This window comes from Parafilimonas terrae (genome assembly GCF_900115755.1).
GTDB lineage: Bacteria > Bacteroidota > Bacteroidia > Chitinophagales > Chitinophagaceae > Parafilimonas > Parafilimonas terrae.
Genome location: NZ_FOXQ01000002.1, coordinates 14,182 through 31,240, shown reverse-complemented (window position 1 = coordinate 31,240; position 17,059 = coordinate 14,182). Strand labels below are relative to the sequence as shown.

The following is a 17,059-nucleotide window of genomic DNA, read 5'->3' as shown; positions in this document are numbered from 1 at the left end:
AAGCCTCCCTATTTTCCTCTATGTAATGAAACCCTCTACAAGTTTCTTCCTTTTGGCAAGTGCTGGCGTTCTTTCATCGTTAAAAAGAGACAGGTCAGTTCTATTCCTGACCTATCTCAAGGAGCTTATATGATAGGTTATTTTTCGAAAATTACCGCGCTGGGATCTGCGCCTTTGCGGAGAAGGATATTCGAAATGCTATTGGTCATCGCATCCGGTCCGCAGATATAAAACTGTTTTTCAAAACTGTCAACATGAATATTCAGGAAAGTCTCATCGATAAGGTCGTGCAGATAAATGCCATCGTTCCTTTCTGTGACAATAAATAACGCATCTTTTCCCAATATTTGTTTTAACTCTTGTTCGTAAATAATATCTAGTGATGTTTTGTTTGAAAAGAAGAGTTTGTTGCCATTAGCCATTCCTTCTTTGTGAAGCTGTCGCAATATGGCAATAAAAGGTGTAATGCCTGCGCCACCGGCAATAAAGTATCCTGGCCCTTTATAACTAATAGCACCCCAGGGCTCGCCGATAATAAGCTCATCACCTGCTTTTAATTTACTGATCTGGTTGGTAACACCATCATGATCACTGTAACATTTAATGGTAAATTCGAGATAAGGGTCATCGTTAAGGCAAGTAAATGTAAAAGGTCGCTTTTCTAATGCCCATCCTTCCTTATTAATTACTATCTCTGTGGCCTGGCCAGGAGCGAATGAGTAACCTAAAGGTTTTTCTAACCTGATGCATCGAACATCATGTGTCACCGAGAAAATTGATAATATTTTAAGTGTATATTCCATATGATATTTTTATACTGTTAACATTGCATATAATTGATTGCTCCGGCTATCCTGCAGAAATTGTCCATGGAAGCTATGAGTAATGGTAGCGCATCCTTTATCGTTAATACCTCTTGAAGCAACACACAGATGTTCTGCACGTATGATCACGGCTACATCCTCAATGTTCATTACCGATTTTAAATGTTCCGCGATCTGGATAGTAAGGCGTTCCTGCACCTGTGGTCGTTTGGAAAAATAATGTGTAATCCGGTTTAGCTTGGAAAGACCGATCACCTCTCCTTTTGATATGTAGGCTATATGTACCTTGCCAATTATTGGCACAAAGTGATGTTCGCAATAGGAATATAAAGGAATATCCTTTTCCAATATGATCTCGTTATATTTAAACTTATTTTCAAACAACGTCACGGATGGCTCGTTTAATGGATTTAGCCCCATAAAGGCCTCATTAACGTACATTTTAGCTACCCTGAGCGGTGTATCTTTTAGACTGTCGTCTCGCATATCCAATCCTAATGCCAACATAATTTCACGAAAGTGATGCTCGATGATGCTAATCTGTTCACTCGCTGTCAAGGATATTTTTTCTTCTTTTACCAAGTTATCTTCTATGGAATAATGCATCTTTTCTATTGCTTTTAAATCTAAACGTTAGTTTTAAAATTGATGACAGGTAATGATTAATTTATCAGTATCTGAATAGGTTTTAATGTATTCATTAGAGTGGTTATCCAGAAAAAGGTTACAAAACTTTTTCCTGAAAGATTTTTGTAACCTTTTTATTATATATATCTAATCTATATGAGGAGGCTGCCCGGTAAACAGAAACTGTAAAACGCATATAGACAACATATACCAATGTTAATGTGGATTGATCAATGTTCTGAATAGAAATGTAAATGGGGCAGTGACACTTAATCCTGCACAAAAGGCAATTTCATAAATATGAAAGTTGGGAAGGAAGTTAGAAGACGAATTACCCAAAATCATTGTATTTGATGAAAGCTACATTGAACTTAGGATAGGATATTCATTTATTCCATTACTTGATGCTTATTCATTAAGCGTCTGATAACGTGTTTCTGTTTAATGTTTCATTGAAAAAATTTAGATTGTTTACGTTACGCCAAACTAATATTATGCATGCCAATCCGTATAAAAAAGGTTCTCGTTGGAGAAGATGGGACTTACACATTCATACCCCTGGAACTAAAAAGAACGATCAGTTTGCTGGCAGTAACTTAGAGGAAAGGTGGACCACCCATGCCAACTAGCCACCATATTTTATACACGGTTTTTATCAGGTCAATACATTAAGTTGTAAATGTTTATCCTTTAAGTATGCTAATGTTATTTGAGAGGGAAGAAAATGTTTAGTAATGACTTGTTCCATGAGCATCACATTTTCAACAGGGTTATCCAAGGCATTAAGCTCTTGTGCCTTCATAAGTATGCTCTTTAGTGTAGCATTCCCATCTTTTATAGACTGCATCATATAGTCCCAGTCTTCAATGTTGATAAAGAATAAATTTCGGGGTGGCAAAATCGATAAATCAATTGAGTTTAGCAGACAAAATGCTTCAATAGGTTCTTTTAGAAATTCATTCCAGGCATCTGCACCAAATCCCAGGTACATTTCTTTATAAGTTATAATGATGCCATAAAATTCATTATTAGGATTAATCTTGCACGCCGTTTCCAACAGCTGTGTATATGCTTTGATAATTGTATTACCCAGATCATTAACAAGGATATCTTTAGTACGCAATACGCCGGAACGAGGATGTAGTTCTATTGCCTTTACTTCTATTAGTACATCTGGTTCAACCAAAAAGTCAGATACCTTTCTTAATTGGTATTTGGTTTTTAAGATGGTTTCATTTTGAAAAGGGATCTTGTTTTCAACAAGACCCAGCTCTACGTATTTTTCTAATCGTTTGCCAAATTCTTCAGGAAAGAATGTTGAATTTTCCTTCAGGTAATTATAAATAAAATGCTTTATCGTTTGAATAAATATTCTCTTGTGTGGTATCCTATATTGATTACGAAAAAGGATAAATGGTTTGAGTGTGAAGAAATTCGTTTCATATAATTGTAATACCTCGTTATTTAGCTTCTGCAAATTCTTAAAATCATCTCTTTCCTTAAGTGTGAGTAAATCCAGGTACTTATGCAATTCTTCATCTTCCCATTTCGATCTGAACAAAGTAAAATAGCTCTCAAACAAATCTCCTTCATATCGCATGTCGGGTCTTACGTTTTCAAAATTGAAAAAGAAAAAAGTAAAATAACTGTACTCAAGAAATGATTTAAGATTGATTCCGGCAAGTCGCTTAAACTCATCATTTAAATTAAAGGTAGTACTTGATTGTAATTGCATATATAAAACAATCTGCCGAGAAAGAATTGAATTGTGAAACTTGTCTTGAAGAGGAAACTGTTGGTTGGCAATAATTTTAAATGATTGTCTGACTTTGCTTTTGGACTCAAAGCTTATGCCAGCATATTTACCTTCAAACGTCCTAATTAATTCAAGTAACTGTTGATATTCGTGCTCCTTTATAGGCGTTCTCAATATGCTATCAGTTGTATGAATATATGCCCACTTTATGAGTGTAAGCAAATTCCAAACGGGATAACTTTTGTTATCATGCCGTTGTACGGCATTTAATAATTCTAAAGTATTATGAATAATAGATGATAGTCTGTGCTTTTGAATTCTGCCTTTGATTAAATCGAAATCTACCATAATTTTTCTTTAAAGCTATACAGCAACTCCTGCTGTCTGCTCAAATAACTACTGCTTTTTTAAGCAGCCATTTATACAACTACAAAGATTTTTTGATTGTTGCAAAGACAAATGATATATGAAGTGATATGGATATAAGTATATATCGAATTACGACTTGATTACTTGAATTACTTTGCCATTAACTATAAATCTATTTATATCATCAGCACTCAAGTAAATTGGTGGGTAGTGATGTGTTGATTCGGAAACAAGTTTTATCTGTTCATGAGCATAATCAATGATAATCTTTTTGATATTCGCAACCTCATCAATAACAGAGAGCACATAGTCATTGGAACTAATATTATTGTCTGATGGATCGATAATAACTAAATCGCCTTCTTCAATCGACTTACCATTAATATTTGCACGGTCCATGGAAAAACCTACGGCCTTTACAGCAAATACATTTCTGCGATTTCTAAGCAGGCTGAAGGATACCTTAATGTGATCTATTATATTTTCATCAGCATATATTGTTGCCGGGCCACAATTAGCAGCGCCTAATACGGGTATTACTGCAAAATCAGCATTAATAGTCGCTCCGACTGAGCATTTTTTTATTGTCTTATTTTCTTTATCCCATTCAATAAGACCTTTTCTTTCAAGCGCTTCAAGGTGATGTTTTATCGTTTGTGGATGTTGTTCATTGATTATTTTAGCTATATCGCGCAGTGGCAGTGTCCCTAAATTATAAGTGTCTGCCAGCTTTAATAATTTTTGCTGTATTGGATGCATATATTTTTATGTTTTAATCAGGCAAGAAGGTTTGTATCCCGGATCCTGAAATTCATACAGTTGTATATATCCTACAGATGTCAGTCTTTGTCCCAAAAAGATAGATAATCCTAAAGGGCCAAAATAAAATAGATGCGTTTTATGAGCATTGTATTTTGTCGTCATTGCCTTGATAATATCTTTAGACGCGCTGGCTAAAGATACAGCTTCCCTATCATTTGGTATTGATAAAACACCTGGTGTAAGGGAAGGTTGGATAAGAATTAACTTGCTAATTGGTATGTTATTGTTTTTAAAATATGAAACTACTTCTTCCAATGCTTGCCCCGTGATGTTGAAGATAACAGCTATCTCTTTACTATCTGTATTGAGCTCATGCAGTATGGGATCAACCTCTTCGTAATTTATAACATAACCCGCGATTTTTTGTGCATCTGAACGCCATGTCTGCGGATACTGCAGCAGTTCAAAAGACCAGTTCCCTATCTCTGGGAACGACATTCCAAGCGCAAGACCGGTTGACAGGGTACATTTGCCTCTAAAAATAATATGCCTGTTAATGGTTGTTTTCGCAATTTCCTGCCTTGTCTTATACAACTGAGGAATAAGTTTGTCGTTCCAAATATCTGCTTCAGGAACACTACGTGTACTTCGGTCAAAATAGGATGACCAATCCAGTTCAATAGCAGGTGCAGGATCGAACATTTCTTGTGTCCAGTTGTGAATATGGAGCACGGTGCCCTCAGATGATATTTTAGCTGTGGAAAGAACACCTTTAATCAGCTCATGGATTTGTTGGTTGGCGAGGACCTTTCCTTTGCTTGCAATTACTTCCTCTATAAGCTTTGAATAAACTGGTTTTACGACATTACTGAAATACTTACTATACTCAGGATGGTCTACCAGCGAAGCTGTAAACATTTGTTTACAAGTATCATTATTGCTAAAATCAAACCTGCCTGTATCGAAACCAAGTTTGTTAATAATAAAGTTGGCATGGTCAATAAGACCCGCGTCTTCAATTTTTTTATTTAACGCTTCAAAAGTGGTTTTTAGAATAGTTTCCTTATCCTCGGGTGCATAAAGTTTTTCAGCATTTCTATACCTATCCAAAGCGTCTGCCAGAGAATTAATCTGTTGACTGAGCGCAGGTGAGGCAAGAACAAAACTACGGTAACTCTTTCCGGTATCCAGATCAATTTTGGTGAATCCTTTAATTACTTCCGCAAATTCGCCTGGAGTTACCTTATGATCTTTTATCTGGATATGATCATAATAGTATTGTGTACCGTCTGTGTAAACTATATCTACATCACCTGTCCCTTCATTCATTAAGTGTAGGAATTGTGGATCGCTAAGCCATTTTGGTATATGGCAGACAATATATCTGTCCTGAAAGGTATATCCATTGCTACCTATAATTCCACCCATTGCCACTGAATGTAGCAGGGAGAATGGCTTGTCATTACCATTTTTGTTTTCCTTTTCCATCTTGAATAGTTTACGACAAAGGGAACATATCCCCGAAAATATTATCACGCCAAATACGCAAAGCGCCGCCCTGGTTACCTTTTTTCTCCAATTGAATAGCTTGATCAACATATTTACCCGCCTCTGCCAGTTTTTGCCGTGCAAGCGTTATACGGTTTGCATCCATCTGGTCAGATACCGGAGCACCTAATCCGGCAGGATCATTCCACGTTTCAGCAATGCGGTCGGCTGCAGTTGCGAAAAAGCTTTTTAGTTCATATACATAACCGCCGGAAAAAGGAGGATATAAAATCTGCATAGCCATTACTTCAATCAAAAAAGAAGGCTTAATGGGCTTACCTTGTGTTTCATTCCACTTCTTAATCATTTTTACCATTGGTTTCCATTCGCCATCAAAAGCTTTGTTGGCTGCAGTAGCTTCTTCAGCATGTATTTCCGGATCAGTGTTTATCCATGTCTTTAATACGTTATCAGGTATCTGATAATGTTTCCCCGCATCAAAAGCCGGTACAACGTCAATGCTCAATATTTTATCCTCGTCGTTAGGGTCGTAGGGTAGGTCAACGCCAACGGATCTGCGGCCAATCTTTACTTTAGTCTCACGGTATTTTGGTGCTAAAACTTTTCGGATGTCTTCTAATAATTCTAATGGCTTATTTAAATACTTTTTCTCTTTCTCTTTATCAAAAACGAAAAAAATATCAACGTCCTTTAGGGGTCTGGTTTTGGTGTGACGTTTATAAGAACCTGTCAGGAAGTCTTTCTCAATTGAGAAGTGTTCTCCTATTAAAGCCCGCACTTCCTGTTGTAATTCACTTGCTTTTTTTTGTTCTCCAGCTCGTAGTTCCAGGCGAGACTTAAATTTCTTAAAAGCTTCTATTGTATTGATCATGGGTATTAATTTTTTCTCCAGTAAGAGGCACTGGCGCCAATTGAGTTTGTGCCGATGGTGGTACCTAAACTCTGTTTGATGTAACCTTCTGTTGATAAGAATGTACAAGCCCCCCAGCCTTCAACATCCGGTCTGCCCGGTGAATTGAGAAGTTTTATATTATATGTGCAGGATGAGGGATAAATGCCAAACTTGGCAATGGCAAATTTTAGAGCATCTGTATCTACCCACATAGAGCCTTCTCCATCGCCGTAACTATAATCGATATCAAAATCTGTTCGTGTTACAAGATTGCCTGCCGGGCTTACGACTTCTAATACCACTTTTTTTAAATGGCGTGACTGTAACCAGGTTTTGACAGCCAGTTCATAGCTGCTCCATTCACCAACAAAATTTTCAGGATTCAAGCCGGTATTAACAATAATGTATTTTAATGACCGTAGCATTTGGTCTGTTACATAAGTTACTGAATGTGTATATGTATTAACTGAAACTAAAGTGCTCATTTTTTACAGTTTTGATATGTTAATGGTAAGGCCGCCGGAACTTTGGCTGTTGTTGTCAATTTCTTCCTCGGCGACTAATTTGGTGCCTGCCTGATAAACCTTAAACCTGTTGCCTTTTGTATTTAACGATTTTTTTATCCAGTCCATGTCGGGTTGTTCTACAGGAAGATAGATTTCCCAATCATTTTCAAATGGGTTCCAGTTAAGCGTAGATTCGTTGGCATCTTCTGTAGAACCGTCTTCTTCATACAGGCAATAAATCCTTAGTCTGGGCCCAGTCCCGATAATAGTAATTGCATTTTTTTCGGGTGTTCCTTCTGATATGAGCGAAGCAACGATACCGGCAATCTTCATCAACTCATTGTGTATTGTAGCATCCTGCTCAGATAGGATATCCACTATTGCCATCCACGTTGCCGCTGCCGTTCTTACGGGAGCTGCGGAAAATTTTCTTGTAACAATGCTCATTTATTTTCTTTTTGCTAATGAAACCGCTTCGTTAATATGTTCCATAGTCAGCAATCCCGGATTAAGTACAACCTTGATATCAGATGTACATGCGCTGATTACTGCTTTGCGGATCTGCCTGCCATCGAGACCCAAAAGCTCATGTGATAGTTTCTGATAGTTTGGCTGTTTTGTGATTTTTTTCAATGCCGGCCATTGTTCTGCTAACGCATTCAACGTATCGGTGAGAATAGCTTCACAAGCTTCTGCCGTTGGCTTATCGATTTGTAAAACAAGGTCTGCCCGTGAAACGAAAGCGGGGTCCAGCGCACCCTCGAAGTTGCTTGTTGCAATAAATAGTAGTTCAGGAAAACGGGCCGCCAGATTATCCAGGCCAGCCAGCATTGCATCGGTGGATCTATGTACATCAATCGGATTGGCTTCCAGACTGAGCTTGGTTCTATCAGCCACTAATGTTTCTACTTCATCCAGCAAAACAATCAGCGGTCCCTGGGCTGCATGTTCTGTGACAACTTCTTCCAGAAACTTACGGACTTCTCTTTGCGTTTTGCCCAGTGCTGAACTGGTAAGTGCATGTGGTTCCACCTCAATGAAGGTTATTTTGGCACCTTGAATAGCGCTTGCTGCCGCAGAGGCTACGCCTTTGGCGATGGAAGTTTTGCCTGTTCCTGGAGGGCCGACAAGTAGTATAATACCATGCAAAGGAATAGCGGCTTTCGACGGGATTTTGGACCTTAAGGTAAGTTCAAGCAGTACCTGGTTACGTAATTTCTCTTTTATTGCTTTCGGTAAAACTATCCGTTCCCAAAGCTCGGTAAACTCCCTATCCGGTAAATTTCTTTTGTCAAGTAATCCTTTCTCTTGCATAATATGTCAAATTTATTGACAAAAACTTGACAAAAATTTAATTTATTATCAACACGACGTTCATAATTAATATAAATTATTGATTATTAAATAATTAAACGTTTTTAATTTTAATTAATGGAAGGTGGAAGCACCTCGAAAAATATCAGCAAGCTACGGCTATAAAAATCAAATATGCCGCAGCCTGTTGTGCCGAAAACGAAACGAAGGAAAATTGAGGGACGTAGTTGAGGTTCGGTGCAAGTGGCTGCACCGCTTCCCTGCGCAGCGTGTTCCGCCTACGGGGAAAGGATCGCCGATGCGCCGCCCGGCAGGGCAGCTTTAAGCTACTTTTAATGGCTGGCTGACAAAACTGGCAAGGTTGAGGAAAAAACCCTTGTTTTCAATTAAGCCATTACGGAATAAACTCCATAACAGGGAACAGCCCATTTGAGCTAAGGAAGCATTGATATATAAATCCTGTTTTTCCAAAGCCTCCGCCAATGAACAGCTTGGCGTATCATCTGCGTCTTCCGATTGTTTCAGAAGTTCGCCAAACTCTTCCGTAATGAACGGCAGGTGAGCAACAGGTTCGTATTTTTCGGAACGGGGCTGCCGTATAGTACCGATGGTAGATAATACCACCTGTCCTGTACATTGACTGTTCCCAAAGTCCAGCCAGTAACGCGGGCAGTTCCCATAATGATGGCTGTTATCCAATGTTTTCAATATGGCAGCAATTTCAAACCTTGCCTTTACGCTGTCCACGCTGCTAATAAATATGCTTGCCCTTGCCTGTTCAGGTAACCTACCAAAGCTGTCCCTTTCAAACTTTTGTGTTTCCGCTTTCCAGTTCGTGCCTGACCAGCGGTTTGCCCTGTTAATCAAGACAACAGACTTATACAAGCCTGTTTCACAATCAGCAAAACGCTGCCTGCCCAAATTGGCTTCTGTCACTGTATCATCATCCCATAAACGCACCTGCAATCCTGCATGTCCCAATGCAACCAGGCTATGGTTCATTTCCAGTAAGGCGGTCAATACTTTTGAGCCTGTGCCGCCTGCACCAATAAGGTTTACAGTTACAGGGTTGGTGGCGTTTAATAATTCCTTGTCAGTAAAATGGACTTTAATCTTTTCCGTATTCATAATTCAATACATCTTTTAAGGTGATCCTGCTTTTTTCCAATATTTCTTTAGGAAATGCTTCCCCTGTAGTAATAAGTCTTTCCCAAAGACAGACGCAATTGCCTTTGATGGGATTAAAATCACGCATCAGGTGGCTGAAATAGCTGTTGAAGAAATAGTTTTCCCATGCAGCAGTAAATGCTTCCAGTGATGTGGTTCTTTTTATGTGTATGTCCACCGTTCCCATACATACATTACCATTTGCATATACATTGAAGAAAGGCGCATTGTATAGTTTGGTTCGTGGTGTTGGCCTGCCATTGGTGCGCAAAGCAAATACATACAGGTTGTCCCTGTCCGCCATCCATAACATCGGTGGTACATGTGCTTTGCCATTCGGGATGCCAAGGTCTTCGGTAAAGTATAAATCCCTTTGCATGGCTTTGGTAAACCATACTACCTTGCCCTTGTCGGTTTCTATGCTTAAAATATGGCTGCCAATGATGCCACCTGATTGTAAGCAAGGTTCCTTATCCTGCTTTGCCGTTTTCAGTGCCTTTGCCAATGCGTTCGCTTCCTTTATGGTCAAGGGATGGGCATTGATCGGTTTGCCGCTTTCATCCATGTCAAAATATTCGACATAGGTATCTGTGCGTTGCCCTTCGGTCTGATAGAATACCAGTGCTGCCTGCGGATGATACAACCGCCCGAAATTCCCTATTATATCGTTCATCGTTCCTTGATTTTAAAGATGGTTCAGTGTATAGACCAGTTCATCCATGAGTGCAAACAGGCGGTTCTCAAAATCAAGGTTACCACCCGTAATATCATTTCCGTCAAAGCGTTTGATGATAACAGGTTCCTGTGCCTGCCCGTATTCCTGCCATTCGGTATTCACGCATTGCACAAGGTTTTCATGTAACCATCCCCTGCCATCTGCACAAAAGGAAATATACCTGTCCATCGTTATCACATTTTCCATTTCGTCTTCATCACAATCCTCCTCATCTCCACCTGTCATCGCATCTACATGGGCATTTCGGAATATGTTATCATTAGGATATTGCTCGTAAAGGTCAAAAGCTTCACAAGCCAGTTGCCAGCAATCATGGTCTAAAGTATTCCTGCTTTCAAACTGCATTAACCGCTTTTTGAATACGGTTAAATTCGCACGGTTGCATATCTTTTGTTCCATGCGGTCGCCTATCCATTCCGCCTGTTCTATTTCACCCAGGTACGTGCCTGTTTCATCTGTATCATCATCCGTTAGTACCCATTCTTTAAGCATCTCGTATTCCCCATATAGAAAACTATCCTCCCGCCTGTAGTAAGGAACACCTGCTATAAAATACAGGTAAGAACAAACCGATAACAATAGCTGCGCGGCATGTTTCCGCTTTGGATTTTTAAGCATTCGGTATAATGACACAACGGGGATGTAATACAGCATGGAGCCTGTACTATATCTTTCTTCGCTGGTGAGAAAGATTTTCCTGCCACCTTCTAAGAGTTTGCTTTCCTGCCAGTCTCTAACATTCTCCTTCAGCAATTTTTCCATATCCCATAAAGCCAGTGCAATATTGTAGGGATAACCATAGGATTGCGTCTGCATCGGTTGGATATGGTAATGTCCCGCGAGTTGAGAAAGGGACTGGTAAAAATCCCGCTCCATTCTTGCGGATGCCCTGCCAGTTTGTACCGTTTTTGTTTCTTCCAGTTTAGGCAGAAAAGTAGTTTTCAGAAAACCATTGGCAGCATCGCTATCGGCACAGACTGCCGTTTGTCTTTTTGCACTTCTGCTGCGTCCTTTGTCCGCTGCATCCAGTTGATAAACCCGCTTAGCTGTCGCTGCAACTGCCTCTGCTTCGGCTTTGAGGGCATGTGTATGATACCCGATATGATATGTTCCTGCATTGGTCATTGTTTTACTGTTTTAGATTAACCTTTTGTTCCCATCACACTTTCAAAACGGTATTGCACCGTATCTTCCCTGATAACAGGGGCGGATACCTTTGCAGTGGCCAGTATGGGGTAGGTATTGGAATAAAAATTCAATACTGCCTGCACACTCCATTTGGGTTCAGGGTCTGTTAACCTGATTTCCTGTCCCTTGTCCTGAAACAGGAATACTCTTTCCAATTGTGTTGCTAATAACATGGCTATTCTTTTATGAGTGAATGTTTAGTTGTCTGTTTTGTTTTCTTCATCTTCAAAACCTTCCTGCAATTCTTCTTGTTGCACCTGCGTTGCTGCAGGCGTGGCGTCTGCGCCGAACAGGTCGGGGGCAAACTTAGCCGCCAAGGACGATTTGCGTTTACGCAGGGCTTCCGCCTGTTCAGGGTATTCGGATGGTTCAGGTACTTTCATCCATGCGTCCCTGTACTTGCAATCCTTTTCCAGTTCATCCACCTTCTGCATTGCTTCACTGTACTTCTTCTCCTTAGCTTCTTTTTCTTTCTTCTCTTTATCAGCTTTCTCTTTCTCCATCGCCGATTGTTTTTTGGCTTCTTCCAGTTGTTTCATAAAGGTTTCCATGTTTACCATTAAACCCGAAGCTGTTTGTATCGGTGTGGTTACCTGTTCAAAAAAGCCGTTGTCCAGTTCTTCTGCTGTGCCGCGTAAATTGAACGGCGGTATGAGTTTGCGTGCCTCATCCCCGCATTGTTCGTTTTGCAGCATGACAGAAACAACAAAGTTGTTTTCTGTTCCCTTTGAGATAGTAAGCTGCAAATTGCCTGTAATGTTGAGGTCGGTCATTTGCCTGAAAAAATTTGCGTTCATCGTTTTATATTTTTAAAAGTGGTTTGTGAATGTTTTTATCGTCATTGATTCGGTAGCCGTTAGATTGGATAATGCCTTCTAAGAGGTTTCGCGCATTGCAGGCATCCCAATCATCGGTCTTTGTCATATCCAAATAATGTAACCGTTCAAATTGCCTTACCATTTGAGCTATTATGCTCAACGCCCTGTATTCCGTTTTGTCTGCGAGATTGCTCATGATCGTTTGATTTTTAGCTAAGTGATTTTTTATAATCCTGTATTGTTTGGTAGTTGTACCAATTTATTTCAGAAGCCATCCCACCAAACCCCATAACATCATAATGGTAGCAGCCCATTTCAATATCCATTCCATGAACAGGGTTATCAGCCCCACGAAATAGTTATTAAAATGCTGCAAGCCGCCTACGCCCCTGCGGTTGAACTGGCGCATACCGATAAATAGCCTGATAGCTAAGCCGATAAAGAATAATGTGGAGTAGGAAGCATGATGTAAAAAACTGATGATCGTTTCCATGACCTTGCATTTTTAAGCGTTAAACAATAGCTCAACAGCCTGTACAAATTTTCTGTTGCCGTGTTTGCGCACACCCGTATATAAGTTCAGGCAATGCACCATGTACAGGGAGAGATAACCATCAAACAACTGGTCAGCAAACAGGCCGCTTTGCTTATGCAGCCGTTTACCGTATCTGCCTATCTTATTGCTTACTTCCCGAACAAAGGATAACCATACATCAAAGGTGAAAAGGCCGTTATCCCACCTGTTGCGCAATAGCTGTTCTTCTTCTTGTATCGTCATGCATATATTGGCTGTGTATTCCAGTAATGCAGGTATCTCCTGCGGAAACAGTTCATGCAGCAACCTTGCTTTCTCTACGTTTATTAATTGCTCTAAAGGTTTCATTGCTGTTGTTTTAATAATTAAGATTGAGGTCTTCGGGTATGTAGGGCATCCCGTCTGCGAGTGTGCGTTTGATAAACTGCATGTTATCATCCAGTGCAAAGGCTACACCCATTACCCGTACTTTCACTACGGATATTAATGTGGCATTACGTTTCTTCAATGTCTGCACCATGTCAAAATGCGCCAGCGAATAGGTACAACCCAAAACGACCATGCTGTGCTTGTTATGCACCTTCCCGCTTTTACGGATGATGGAAACGGTAAAGTCCCATTTATAGCAAATCATCATAACCTGAGTTTTTAAATAGCAACCTTCCGCAGACGGCTGCCATTGATTCGTTAATTAAAGAGGAATATTTCGTTACCATCCTGCGCAAATGCACTGCATAGTTCAAAGGCTTTCTGCGCTTTGTTCTGTGCCGTGCCGCCCATTACGATGGATAGCAGTTTGGTTTCATCATCCTTGTAGCTGCGTACATTCTGATAATAGCCCGTTACCGCGTTATATGCACCGAACAGCGTACCCTTAGTGGTTTCCATCTGTTGAGTTTCTGCAATCATCGCATAACCAAAAGCATCCTCCACCGTGTTTTTGAATACAGTAGAAAGTTCATCTTCTGCACCTTTTTTAAGTACATCCAATGTTTCCCTGTTAGGGCAGAGCGCCAGTTGAATGAGTTTCTTTACTTCCCTGTCAGTGATGCGCACCTTTGTCCACTGGTTGAATATGTTTTCCAGTTGTGCACTTAAAGTGTTTGCCAGCCCCATGACCCTTTGCGCTTCCTCCAACCGCTGTTTTGCACCCGAAGTGTGGCGTATGCGTATTACGTTAGACATTTTATGTAATGCGGCATTGAGGGTATTCTGGCATACTATCCTGATGGGCGTAAAGGCTGCGGTAATGCTGCCTGTACCATCGTGCGAAGTAGTCAGGAAGATGTATTTCTCTGTTACATCATCCCCATTGCCTACACGTATATAACCGGGCAATTTGGCGGTAATGAATATACGTTCCCCCTTACCTAATGCGCCTGCCGTTTCGTAGAGGATACCATCCCCGCCACCTACGATAGCATCAAAGAATGCAAAGGCATCTGCGTTCTGTACGATTTGGTAATCCTTGCCCACTACGCCAAATACCGCATTAGTATCTGTGCGCAGGGTAGCATACTGGTCAGGAACTATGATGCTACCACCTTCGTTTATCTCGCCATCATCGCCAATGCTGATACCTGTACCTCTCGTATAGAGTGGCGCTTTGATTACTTCAAAGTCCAGCCCTGCATATTTAATCGCCTCTGCACTGGTCGGGTATTGTTCCACTATTTGACCGAGATTATGCCATGCTTTCTGCTGTACGCTGAAAAAGCTATACCTGCCTGTGGTTTCGTTATAATTAAGATTATGAGCCATGATTATGTTTTTTAATAGTTAGATAAAAATTGAATGATGGGTTGGTTAGAATGGCAGGTCGTCTTTTACAGCCCCGTTGTTTTCGCTATTGATTGCAGGTGCTGCGGAACTACCTGCACTGCCATCTGTTACTGCTCCCGTTTTCCTGCCGCCTCCATACAACTTAATTTGTGAAGTATGAAAATTGAGTGCAGCACGAGCATTGCCATCCATGCCTATCCACGCCCTTGCACTTACCCTGCCCGTCAGTTCTACCAGTGTACCTTTGGTGAGTACCTTAGCCACATTCGCGGATAGCCAGTAAGCGCAATCGAAATACTCGGTGCGTTCCACTCGTTCGCCCTGTTTGTTCTTATAGCTGTCGTTGACGGCTACCGAAAAGTTCACTACCTGTTTGTCGTTGGGGGTCGTGTTGATTTTTGCATCCCCCGTTAATCTGCCGATGATGTTCATGACGTTTAAATTTTAACTGTTAAACCATTTTGTTTGCTTCTCTTTTTACCCGACTGCCCCAAAGAGCATTTTTCCAAAAGAAAAGGGAAAAAGAAAGCAGCGCAGTAGTGGAGACGAAGACGCGGAGAGCTATAAGTCCCGCAGGGTGCAAGCGATAGCGCAGCATTATGCGCTCGCAGCGACGAAGGCGGAACTATTTTAGCTGCCTTTTGCCCGTTCGTTGGAAAATGCAAAGCATGCCTGGTTATCATCGTCCGATGAAATCAATCCTGAAGAAGGCTGAAGTAATAAAGCATGAGGGGGATGTAAGGCGGCGAAGGAACGAGCCGGTCACGATGCAAGAGGGACGGAAGCGAAGCGTACCCTGAAATCACCCGGCCCGCAGGGACATGCCCGAACAATAACATAAATCATACGTACACCAAATGACTGAATTACAGCTTTTGATTTTCCGCCGGAAGAAAAAGTAAGTAATGTCATAAATTTGATTGTTGACTGCAGCTTTACAATAACCACACTAATCGAGTAATGATCAATACGGTCGCTGAATTTTTAGAACAATTCAAACAATTTGCCCTTAGCAAAATCGAAGAGGAAGACAAGGATATCAAGCATACGGTAGCAATCGGAGATAATTTTGAAGGATTGACAGCAGAACTGCTTGGCAAAGCTATCTTCAAAGACCTCAACCTAAGAATGGTTGAAAGAAGCTTTATCTACAATGATAGTGGCGTGATAAGCGACGAACTTGATTGCTTATTAGTCGTTGGCAATGGGCAAAAGATGTCTTTTGCAAATAGATATAAATACCACATTAACGATGTGATTGCGGTTATCCAGGTGAAGAAAAATCTTTATGCTAACGATATTGATAGTTCGCATCATAATCTACGTTCAATATTTGATGTATCTGAGCCAAGAGATGCTGAACCATTTGTAGGCAGGCTTTTACGCGACGCATACAGGCTACTTACTTCTAAAGAGCTTCCAACCAGGGAGAGGCGGGAACGTTTTACTGACAGAGAAAATATTATTTATCATTATTTAATGATGGAAGCCTTTCACCCGTTGCGAATAGTCCTTGGTTATTACGGCTACACAACCGAATATGGATTACGGGAAGGCTTCATCAAAAAACTTGAAGAAGTTGTCAAAGAGGGGCCGGTCAGAGGTTATAGCCCCGGAAGTTTTCCAAGTCTGTACATCTGTGGCAATAGTACCATTATCAAGAATAATGGAATGCCAATGGGTATTCCGTTCACTGACGATGAATTTTATTTTCCTGTTTTGACTTCATCTTCAGGAAAACCAATGTATCATCTGCTTGAACTGATATGGACAAGGTTATCTTATAAGTTTGGCATCAGTTCAAATATTTTTGGTAACGATCATGATATTGAAGCTGCCCATCCATTTATATCCTGTAAGGAAAAAAAGATCAATGAAGACAATTGGGGATGGGAGTTTATATATCATCCCCTCACAAGAAAGCAGCTTTCAGTTCCACTGGTTGCGAAACCCTGGGCACCGATTGAAGTAGATAAAAATCAATATACCTTTCTTCATGTTTTAAGCAGACAAGGAACGATAGACATTGTAGCGGATAAGCAGTTCAAGAAATTTATTGAAGTCAATTCTTTGGATGCCGACCAGTTCATTAAGAGTTTGCTAGAAACGAAGCTGATCTATGTTGACGAAGGGAAGGCCGGTTTGTTAGTAGATGAACTTCATACCGTATTCTGTCCCGATGGAAAAGTTTATGCAGGTGAAAATAAAAGTGGTGAAATGGCAAGTTATTTTTTGAAAAAGTGGGCGGAAGAAAAAAAAGAATAACCGGCAGCC

20 protein-coding genes are annotated in these 17,059 nt (G+C 40.6%); 1 reads left to right on the top strand and 19 read right to left on the bottom strand.

What is annotated here, in order from left to right:
* Nucleotides 1-137 precede the first annotated feature (137 nt).
* The 19 genes from BM015_RS05000 to BM015_RS04905 form a co-directional block, all read right to left on the bottom strand.
* Nucleotides 138-803 carry a ferredoxin reductase domain-containing protein gene (locus tag BM015_RS05000; RefSeq protein ID WP_090655422.1) on the bottom strand — a complete coding sequence of 222 codons (666 nt, stop codon included), beginning with the start codon at nucleotides 801-803 and terminating at the stop codon, nucleotides 138-140.
* A 9-nt stretch (nucleotides 804-812) separates the two neighbouring features.
* Nucleotides 813-1,430, bottom strand: a complete 618-nt coding sequence (gene folE / locus BM015_RS04995) for a GTP cyclohydrolase I FolE (RefSeq protein WP_090655419.1) — start codon at nucleotides 1,428-1,430, stop codon at nucleotides 813-815.
* A gap of 676 nt (nucleotides 1,431-2,106) precedes the next feature.
* Complete coding sequence (locus tag BM015_RS04990) at nucleotides 2,107-3,555, bottom strand: hypothetical protein (protein WP_090655416.1); 1,449 nt, start codon at nucleotides 3,553-3,555, stop codon at nucleotides 2,107-2,109.
* Nucleotides 3,556-3,705: 150 nt separating this feature from the next.
* Nucleotides 3,706-4,335, bottom strand: a complete 630-nt coding sequence (locus BM015_RS04985) for a LexA family protein (RefSeq protein WP_090655413.1) — start codon at nucleotides 4,333-4,335, stop codon at nucleotides 3,706-3,708.
* A 6-nt stretch (nucleotides 4,336-4,341) separates the two neighbouring features.
* Nucleotides 4,342-5,826 (bottom strand): dsDNA nuclease domain-containing protein, encoded by a 1,485-nt coding sequence (locus BM015_RS04980; RefSeq protein WP_090655410.1) that lies wholly within the window; start codon nucleotides 5,824-5,826, stop codon nucleotides 4,342-4,344.
* Nucleotides 5,827-5,836: 10 nt separating this feature from the next.
* Entirely contained in the window at nucleotides 5,837-6,718 is an 882-nt protein-coding gene (locus BM015_RS04975) for a CBASS oligonucleotide cyclase (protein ID WP_090655407.1), read from the bottom strand.
* Between the two features lie 5 nt (nucleotides 6,719-6,723).
* The gene (locus BM015_RS04970) at nucleotides 6,724-7,224 is read right to left on the bottom strand and encodes an HORMA domain containing protein (RefSeq protein WP_090655403.1); all 501 of its coding nucleotides are present in this window, start codon (nucleotides 7,222-7,224) and stop codon (nucleotides 6,724-6,726) included.
* Nucleotides 7,225-7,227: 3 nt separating this feature from the next.
* On the bottom strand, nucleotides 7,228-7,692 hold the full coding sequence (locus BM015_RS04965; protein WP_090655401.1) for a hypothetical protein: 465 nt from the start codon (nucleotides 7,690-7,692) through the stop codon (nucleotides 7,228-7,230).
* Complete coding sequence (locus BM015_RS04960) at nucleotides 7,693-8,559, bottom strand: AAA family ATPase (protein ID WP_090655398.1); 867 nt, start codon at nucleotides 8,557-8,559, stop codon at nucleotides 7,693-7,695. It lies immediately after the preceding gene.
* 321 nt (nucleotides 8,560-8,880) lie between these two features.
* Nucleotides 8,881-9,687, bottom strand: coding sequence for a PRTRC system ThiF family protein (locus tag BM015_RS04955; protein WP_090655395.1), 807 nt, complete (start codon nucleotides 9,685-9,687; stop codon nucleotides 8,881-8,883).
* Entirely contained in the window at nucleotides 9,668-10,399 is a 732-nt protein-coding gene (locus BM015_RS04950) for a PRTRC system protein B (protein WP_090655393.1), read from the bottom strand. Before BM015_RS04950 ends, BM015_RS04955 begins: the two co-directional genes overlap by 20 nt.
* Before the next feature lie 12 nt (nucleotides 10,400-10,411).
* Entirely contained in the window at nucleotides 10,412-11,587 is a 1,176-nt protein-coding gene (locus BM015_RS04945) for a hypothetical protein (protein WP_090655386.1), read from the bottom strand.
* A 17-nt stretch (nucleotides 11,588-11,604) separates the two neighbouring features.
* Complete coding sequence (locus BM015_RS04940) at nucleotides 11,605-11,823, bottom strand: PRTRC system protein C (protein WP_090655383.1); 219 nt, start codon at nucleotides 11,821-11,823, stop codon at nucleotides 11,605-11,607.
* A gap of 24 nt (nucleotides 11,824-11,847) precedes the next feature.
* The gene (locus BM015_RS04935; RefSeq protein ID WP_090655380.1) at nucleotides 11,848-12,447 is read right to left on the bottom strand and encodes a PRTRC system protein E; all 600 of its coding nucleotides are present in this window, start codon (nucleotides 12,445-12,447) and stop codon (nucleotides 11,848-11,850) included.
* 280 nt (nucleotides 12,448-12,727) lie between these two features.
* Complete coding sequence (locus tag BM015_RS04925; protein ID WP_090655374.1) at nucleotides 12,728-12,961, bottom strand: hypothetical protein; 234 nt, start codon at nucleotides 12,959-12,961, stop codon at nucleotides 12,728-12,730.
* 12 nt (nucleotides 12,962-12,973) lie between these two features.
* Nucleotides 12,974-13,351 (bottom strand): hypothetical protein, encoded by a 378-nt coding sequence (locus tag BM015_RS04920; protein ID WP_090655371.1) that lies wholly within the window; start codon nucleotides 13,349-13,351, stop codon nucleotides 12,974-12,976.
* A gap of 10 nt (nucleotides 13,352-13,361) precedes the next feature.
* Nucleotides 13,362-13,640: a hypothetical protein gene (locus BM015_RS04915; RefSeq protein ID WP_090655368.1), complete on the bottom strand. Its 279-nt coding sequence runs from the start codon at nucleotides 13,638-13,640 to the stop codon at nucleotides 13,362-13,364.
* A 50-nt stretch (nucleotides 13,641-13,690) separates the two neighbouring features.
* The gene (locus tag BM015_RS04910) at nucleotides 13,691-14,764 is read right to left on the bottom strand and encodes a DUF932 domain-containing protein (RefSeq protein ID WP_090655365.1); all 1,074 of its coding nucleotides are present in this window, start codon (nucleotides 14,762-14,764) and stop codon (nucleotides 13,691-13,693) included.
* 45 nt (nucleotides 14,765-14,809) lie between these two features.
* A complete protein-coding gene (locus BM015_RS04905) occupies nucleotides 14,810-15,217 on the bottom strand; it encodes a single-stranded DNA-binding protein (RefSeq protein ID WP_090655363.1) in 408 nt (135 codons plus the stop codon).
* A 528-nt stretch (nucleotides 15,218-15,745) separates the two neighbouring features.
* Between BM015_RS04905 and BM015_RS04900 the strand changes: the two genes are divergently transcribed.
* Entirely contained in the window at nucleotides 15,746-17,050 is a 1,305-nt protein-coding gene (locus BM015_RS04900; protein WP_090655360.1) for a DUF6602 domain-containing protein, read from the top strand.
* Nucleotides 17,051-17,059: the final 9 nt, after the last annotated feature.

Coding starts and splice junctions, on each gene's coding strand:
- BM015_RS05000 (WP_090655422.1), bottom strand. CDS start 803: ATGGAATATACACTTAAAATATTATCAATTTTCTCGGTGACACATGAT.
- folE (WP_090655419.1), bottom strand. CDS start 1,430: ATGCATTATTCCATAGAAGATAACTTGGTAAAAGAAGAAAAAATATCC.
- BM015_RS04990 (WP_090655416.1), bottom strand. CDS start 3,555: ATGGTAGATTTCGATTTAATCAAAGGCAGAATTCAAAAGCACAGACTA.
- BM015_RS04985 (WP_090655413.1), bottom strand. CDS start 4,335: ATGCATCCAATACAGCAAAAATTATTAAAGCTGGCAGACACTTATAAT.
- BM015_RS04980 (WP_090655410.1), bottom strand. CDS start 5,826: ATGGAAAAGGAAAACAAAAATGGTAATGACAAGCCATTCTCCCTGCTA.
- BM015_RS04975 (WP_090655407.1), bottom strand. CDS start 6,718: ATGATCAATACAATAGAAGCTTTTAAGAAATTTAAGTCTCGCCTGGAA.
- BM015_RS04970 (WP_090655403.1), bottom strand. CDS start 7,224: ATGAGCACTTTAGTTTCAGTTAATACATATACACATTCAGTAACTTAT.
- BM015_RS04965 (WP_090655401.1), bottom strand. CDS start 7,692: ATGAGCATTGTTACAAGAAAATTTTCCGCAGCTCCCGTAAGAACGGCA.
- BM015_RS04960 (WP_090655398.1), bottom strand. CDS start 8,559: ATGCAAGAGAAAGGATTACTTGACAAAAGAAATTTACCGGATAGGGAG.
- BM015_RS04955 (WP_090655395.1), bottom strand. CDS start 9,687: ATGAATACGGAAAAGATTAAAGTCCATTTTACTGACAAGGAATTATTA.
- BM015_RS04950 (WP_090655393.1), bottom strand. CDS start 10,399: ATGAACGATATAATAGGGAATTTCGGGCGGTTGTATCATCCGCAGGCA.
- BM015_RS04945 (WP_090655386.1), bottom strand. CDS start 11,587: ATGACCAATGCAGGAACATATCATATCGGGTATCATACACATGCCCTC.
- BM015_RS04940 (WP_090655383.1), bottom strand. CDS start 11,823: ATGTTATTAGCAACACAATTGGAAAGAGTATTCCTGTTTCAGGACAAG.
- BM015_RS04935 (WP_090655380.1), bottom strand. CDS start 12,447: ATGAACGCAAATTTTTTCAGGCAAATGACCGACCTCAACATTACAGGC.
- BM015_RS04925 (WP_090655374.1), bottom strand. CDS start 12,961: ATGGAAACGATCATCAGTTTTTTACATCATGCTTCCTACTCCACATTA.
- BM015_RS04920 (WP_090655371.1), bottom strand. CDS start 13,351: ATGAAACCTTTAGAGCAATTAATAAACGTAGAGAAAGCAAGGTTGCTG.
- BM015_RS04915 (WP_090655368.1), bottom strand. CDS start 13,640: ATGATGATTTGCTATAAATGGGACTTTACCGTTTCCATCATCCGTAAA.
- BM015_RS04910 (WP_090655365.1), bottom strand. CDS start 14,764: ATGGCTCATAATCTTAATTATAACGAAACCACAGGCAGGTATAGCTTT.
- BM015_RS04905 (WP_090655363.1), bottom strand. CDS start 15,217: ATGAACATCATCGGCAGATTAACGGGGGATGCAAAAATCAACACGACC.
- BM015_RS04900 (WP_090655360.1), top strand. CDS start 15,746: ATGATCAATACGGTCGCTGAATTTTTAGAACAATTCAAACAATTTGCC.